Origin of the sequence: Streptomyces sp. MZ04 (assembly GCF_004684775.1) — a bacterium.
Taxonomy (GTDB): domain Bacteria; phylum Actinomycetota; class Actinomycetes; order Streptomycetales; family Streptomycetaceae; genus Streptomyces.
In genome coordinates this window covers 1-6,067 of sequence record NZ_SRIC01000395.1, presented here as the reverse complement: position 1 = coordinate 6,067, position 6,067 = coordinate 1, and the positions used below count along the sequence as shown (strand labels likewise).

General features: G+C 70.2%; 3 protein-coding genes and 1 pseudogene. All 4 read left to right on the top strand.

The genetic code is table 11. The features are described from left to right. On the top strand, positions 1–414 hold a 414-nt coding region (locus E2651_RS40240; RefSeq protein WP_135336232.1), incomplete at its 5' end, for a DUF3459 domain-containing protein. Then, positions 402–1,460 carry a LacI family DNA-binding transcriptional regulator gene (locus tag E2651_RS40235; RefSeq protein WP_135336231.1) on the top strand — a complete coding sequence of 353 codons (1,059 nt, stop codon included), beginning with the start codon at positions 402–404 and terminating at the stop codon, positions 1,458–1,460. The genes E2651_RS40240 and E2651_RS40235, both read left to right, overlap by 13 nt. 350 nt (positions 1,461–1,810) lie before the next feature. Beyond that, positions 1,811–3,208 (top strand): annotated as a pseudogene (locus E2651_RS40230) (alpha-amylase family protein); the annotation flags it as partial. Positions 3,209–3,305: 97 nt separating this feature from the next. Beyond that, a complete protein-coding gene (gene pulA / locus E2651_RS40225; RefSeq protein WP_135336229.1) occupies positions 3,306–6,014 on the top strand; it encodes a pullulanase-type alpha-1,6-glucosidase in 2,709 nt (902 codons plus the stop codon). The last annotated feature ends 53 nt before the right edge of the window (positions 6,015–6,067 follow it).

The window sequence follows — 6,067 nt, the reverse complement described above, 5'->3', positions numbered from 1 at the left end:
GGGCAGGACGGGTTCCGTGACGGGTGCCGGGTGCCCATCCCGTGGACGGTTGACGGTTCGAGTTACGGCTTCGGCGCGGGCGGCAGCTGGCTGCCGCAGCCCGCCGGGTGGGGCGAGCTGAGCGTCGAGGCGCAGACCGGTGACCCGGCATCGACCCTCGAGCTGTACCGTCGCGCGCTCGCCGTGCGTCGTACGCAGCCGGGGCTCGGCGCGGGCGACTCGCTGGAGTGGCTGGAGGCGCCCGAGGGCGTGCTCGCCTTCCGCCGCGAGGGCTTCGTGTGCACCGCGAACACCACCGGTGCGGCGGTGCGGATCCCGGCCCCCGGCCGGATCCTGCTCGCGAACGCCGAGGTGGAGACCACCGACGGTAAGGTCGAGCTGCCCGCCGACACCACCGTCTGGTGGGCGGTGTGACGTTCTCCCCGCCGCGGGGCGCCGATCGGGGCGCCCCGCGGCTCGCGGACCTCGCGGCCCAGGCCGGGGTCAGCGAGGCCACCGCGAGCCGGGTGCTCAACGGCAAACCGGGCGTGGCGACCGGCACCCGGCGCCGGGTCCTCGCGGCCCTCGACGTCCTGGGCTACGAGCGCCCGGTGCGGCTGAAGCGGCACAGCGCGGGTCTGGTCGGGCTCGTCGTCCCCGAGCTCAGCAACCCGATCTTCCCGGCCTTCGCGCAGGTCATCGAGCAGGTCCTGTCCGGGCACGGCTACACGCCGATGCTCTGCACCCAGATGCCGGACGGCGCCACCGAGGACGAACTGGTCGAGCAGCTGGAGGAGCGCCGGGTCAGCGGCATCGTCTTCCTCTCCGGACTGCACGCGGACACCACGGCCGATCCCGCCAGATACCTCGAACTGGCAGGCAGGGGCGTGCCGTTCGTGCTCATCAACGGCTTCAACGAACACATCCCCGTGTCCTTCGTCTCGCCCGACGACCGGGCGGCCGCGCGCATGGCGGTGCGCCACCTCGTCGATCTGGGCCACGAGCGGATCGGCCTGGCCATCGGCCCGACCCGGTACGTCCCCTCGCTGCGCAAGGCGGAGGGGTTCACGGCGGCGCTGCACGACCTTCTCGGCCTGGCACAGGGGGAGGCCGAGCAGCTCGTGCAGCGCACGCTGTTCACCGTCGAGGGCGGGCACGCCGCGGCCAGCGCCCTGCTCGACCAGGGCTGTACGGCGATGGTCTGCGGCAGCGACATGATGGCGCTCGGTGCGGTCCGCGCGGCGCGCCAGCGGGGTCTCTCGGTGCCCGGGGACATCTCCGTGGTCGGCTTCGACGACTCGCCGCTGATCGCGTTCACCGACCCGCCGCTCACCACGGTGCGCCAGCCCGTGCAGGCGATGGCGACCGCCGCCGTGGGCGCGCTGCTCGAGGAGATACAGGGAAACCCCGTGCGGCACACGGAGTTCGTCTTCCAGCCCGAACTGGTGGTGCGCGGCTCCACCTCGCAGCCACGCCGCTGAGCGAAACAGCGAAGTACAGCGAAACAGGCCCCCGGTCCGAAAAGCCGGGCGCGTGGGGCCCGTTGTCCGGGTCCCCCGACTGCTCGGACCGGGGATGTGGTTGAACGTAACACCGTCGCAATGGCTTGCGTAAGGTCTTGCGGCACAGGAAAGCCCATGAAAGCCCATGGAGGCCCCGGAGTTGCCGGGCCTGGGCGAGAGTGTGTGCAGAGGGTTGACCGGGATCCGTGGGGGTCGTACGGTCTCGACCGAAAACGGCGTTGAAATATTTCTGCAACATCCTTCAACGGCCTTACGGGCACGGCGCGTTGCCGGACAAGGTCATCCCTCACCGCTGCAGGAGGCCCTTCATGGCTGTCCGGAAGACCAGATCCCGCAGACCGATCGCCGGCGTCCTCGCCCTGGTGGCGGGAGCCGCCTTCGGTGTCGTCGGCGGGTCATCGCCGGCGCAGGCCGCCCCGCCCGGCGGCAAGGACGTCACCGCGGTCCTCTTCGAGTGGAAGTTCGCCTCGGTGGCCAAGGAGTGCACAGACCGCCTCGGCCCGGACGGCTACGGCTATGTGCAGGTCTCGCCGCCCCAGGAACGCATCCAGGGCGATGCCTGGTGGGCCGCCTACCAGCCCGTCAGCTACAAGATCGGCACCCGGCTCGGCGACCGGGCCGCGTTCAAGAACATGGTCGACACCTGCCACTCCGCAGGAGTCAAAGTCGTCGCCGACGCGGTGATCAACCACATGACGAACGCCTCCGGCACCGGCTCGGCGGGCTCCGCCTTCACCAAGTACGACTACCCCGGCACGTACTCGGTCTTCGACATGGACAACTGTCAGGCGGACATCAGCAATTACCAGGACCGCTGGAACGTCCAGAACTGCGAACTGGGCGGGCTCGCCGACCTCGACACCGGTGAGGAGTACGTCCGGGGAAGGATCGCGGGCTACCTCGACGACCTGCTGTCGCTGGGCGTCGACGGCTTCCGGATCGATGCCGCCAAGCACATCCCCGTAGACGACCTGAAGAACATCAAGTCCCGCCTCACCGACCCCGGCGTCTACTGGAAGCAGGAGACGATCTACGGCGCGGGCGAGGCGGTCTCCCCGAGCGAGTACACCGCCACGGGAGACGCCCAGGAGTTCCGCTACGGCTGGGACCTGAAGCGCGTATTCAACAACGAGAAGCTCGCCTACCTGAAGAACTTCGGCGAGGGCTGGGGCTATCTGCCCAGCGGCTCGTCCGCGGTCTTCGTCGCCAACCACGACACCGAGCGCCACGGCCAGACCCTCAGCTACAAGGACGGCGCGAACTACACCCTCGCCCACGTCTTCATGCTGGCCCTGCCCTACGGCGCCCCGGACGTGCACTCCGGCTACGAGTTCAGCGGCACCGACGCGGGATCGCCCAACGGTGGTCAGGTGAACGCCTGTTACAGCGACGGCTGGAAGTGCCAGCACGCCTGGCCCGAGATCAGAAGCATGGTCAGGTTCCGCAACACCGCGAGCGGCACGGGCGTGACGAACTGGTGGGACAACGGCAACAACGCCATCGCGTTCGGCCGCGGCGACAAGGCGTACGTGGTCATCAACCACGAGGGCTCATCGGTCAGCCGGACCTTCCAGACGTCCCTCGCCGCGGGCAGCTACTGCGACGTCCAGAGCGGCAAGAGCGTCACCGTCCATGCCTCCGGCCAGTTCACGGCCACCGTGGCGGCGAACACCGCCCTCGCCCTGCACACCGGGGCCAAGAGCTGCTGAGTGCCGTCCCACGGCACCCGCGCTCCCCGATTCGGGCCGCCCGGCTCCTCCCCGCCGCCGGGCGGCCGCACTTCCGCACAAAGGAGAAGCACCCTTGACCGGCTCCCCGCGCCGCACCGTCGTCACCACGGCTCTCGCCCTGCTCGCCGTGGTCGCGCCCCTCACATCCTCGGCGGCAGCAGTTCCCTGGGCGTCCGTCGCCGCCGCCGACGCGGCCGCCGAGGTCGACCCGGCCAAGTCCAAGGCCCAGTGGATCGACCGCAACACCCTCGCCTGGGACGTCCAAGGCGACGCCGCCACACAGGAGTTGGCGTACTCGCACGACGGGCGGCTCACGGTGAAGGACGGCGAGCTCTCCGGCGAGGGGCAACGCATACGCCTGACCCCGGCCGAAGGCGGCCTCACCGACGCCCAGAAGAAGAAGTACCCGCACCTGAAGGGCTACGCGGCGTTCACCGTCGACCCGCGCGACCGCGACCGTGTCCGCCGCGCCCTCACCGGCCGGCTCGTCGCCACCCGCAGCGACGCCGACGGCAAGCTCCTGGCCGCCACCGGCGTACAGACGCAGGGCGTCCTCGACGACCTCTACAGCGCGGCCGCGACCAAGGCCACCCTCGGCCCGCGGTTCCGCCACGGCCGCACGACGCTCGCCGTCTGGGCCCCCACCGCCCAGTCCGTCGTCCTCGAACTCGACGGCAAGAGCGTGCCGATGCGGCGCGACGACGCGAGCGGGGTGTGGTCCGTCACCGGCGCCGAGAGCTGGTCGGGCAAGGAGTACCGGTACGTGGTGAAGGTGTGGGCGCCCAGCGTCCAGAAGGTCGTCACGAACAAGGTGACCGACCCGTACTCCACCGCGCTCACCGCGAACTCGGAGCGCAGCATCGCCGTCGACCTCGACGACCCGAAGCTCGCCCCCGAGGGCTGGGAGCGGCTGCGGAAGCCGAAGGCGACGCCGCTGCGGGACGCGCAGATCCAGGAGCTGCACATCCGGGACTTCTCCGTGGAGGACCGCACGGCCAAGCATCCCGGCAAGTACCTGGCGTTCACGGACACCGCGTCCGACGGCATGAAGCACCTGCGGAAGCTGGCCGACGCGGGCACGTCGTACGTCCACCTCCTGCCCGCGTTCGACATCGGCACCATCCCGGAGCGCGCCTCCGAACAGGCCACCCCCGACTGCGACTTGACCGCGCCCGCCCCGGACTCCGACGAGCAGCAGGCCTGCGTCACCAAGACCGCGGCCAAGGACGCCTACAACTGGGGCTACGACCCGCTGCACTACACGGTGCCGGAAGGCAGCTACGCCAGTGACCCGGACGGCACCCGGCGCACGGTCGAGTTCCGGCGGATGGTCCAGGGCCTGAACGGCTCCGGCCTGCGCACCGTCATGGACGTCGTCTACAACCACACCGTCGCCGGCGGCCAGGCCGACAAGTCCGTACTCGACAAGATCGTGCCCGGCTACTACCAGCGGCTGCTCGCCGACGGTACGGTCGCGACCTCCACCTGCTGCGCCAACACCGCGCCCGAGAACGCCATGATGGGCAAGCTCGTGGTCGACTCGATGGTCACCTGGGCCAAGGAGTACAAGGTCGACGGCTTCCGCTTCGACCTGATGGGGCACCACCCCAAGGCCAACATCCTCGCCGTGCGCAAGGCACTCGACGCGCTGACCGTGGAGAAGGACGGCGTCGACGGAAAGAAGATCGTCCTCTACGGCGAGGGCTGGAACTTCGGCGAGATCGCCGACGACGCCCGCTTCGTGCAGGCCACCCAGAAGAACATGGCGGGCACGGGCATCGCCACCTTCTCCGACCGGGGCCGCGACGCGGTGCGCGGCGGCGGACCCTTCGACGAGGACCCGGGCGTCCAGGGCTTCGCCAGCGGCCTGTACACCGACCCCAACTCCTCGAAGGCCAACGGCACCGAGGCCGAGCAGAAGGCCCGCCTCCTGCACTACCAGGACCTCCTCAAGGTGGCCCTCACCGGCAACCTCGCCGGGTACACCTTCACCGACTCCGCCGGCCGCCGCGTGAAGGGCTCGGAGGTCGACTACAACGGCGCCCCCGCCGGATACGCGGCCGCCCCCGGCGACGCCCTCTCCTACGCCGACGCCCACGACAACGAATCGCTGTACGACGCGCTCGCCTTCAAGCTTCCGGCGGACACGACGGCGGCCGAGCGCTCCCGCATGCAGGTGCTCGCGATGGCGACCGCGACCCTCGCTCAAGGCCCCTCCCTCTCCCAGGCCGGGAGCGACCTGCTGCGCTCCAAGTCCCTCGACCGGAACTCCTACGACAGCGGGGACTGGTTCAACGCCATCCACTGGAACTGCCAGGACGGCAACGGCTTCGGACGCGGCCTTCCCCCGGCCGCCGACAACAAGGACAAGTGGCCTTACGGGAAGCCCCTGTTGACGTCCGGCGCCCTGACTCCCGGATGCGCGGAGATCAACGGCGCGTCGGCCGCGTACCAGGACCTGGTGAAGCTGCGCGCGACCGAGCCCGCGTTCTCCCTGGCAACCACCGACGAGGTCCAGTCGCGGCTCTCCTTCCCGCTCTCCGGCACCTCCGCCGAGACACCCGGCGTCATCACGATGGAGCTGGGTGACCTGGTGATCGTCTTCAACGCCACTCCGGAGGCGCGGTCCCAGCGCGTCTCGGCCCTTGCGCAGACCGCGTACGCCCTGCACCCGGTCCAGGCGAAGGGCGCCGATCGGGTGGTCAAGTCGTCGTCGTACGACCCGAGTTCAGGAACCTTCAGCGTCCCCGCACGGACGGTCGCCGTCTTCGAGCGGGGCTGAACAGGAGGCTGTATGCCGCACCCCAGTGCCACCCCCAGTGCCACCCCCAGTGC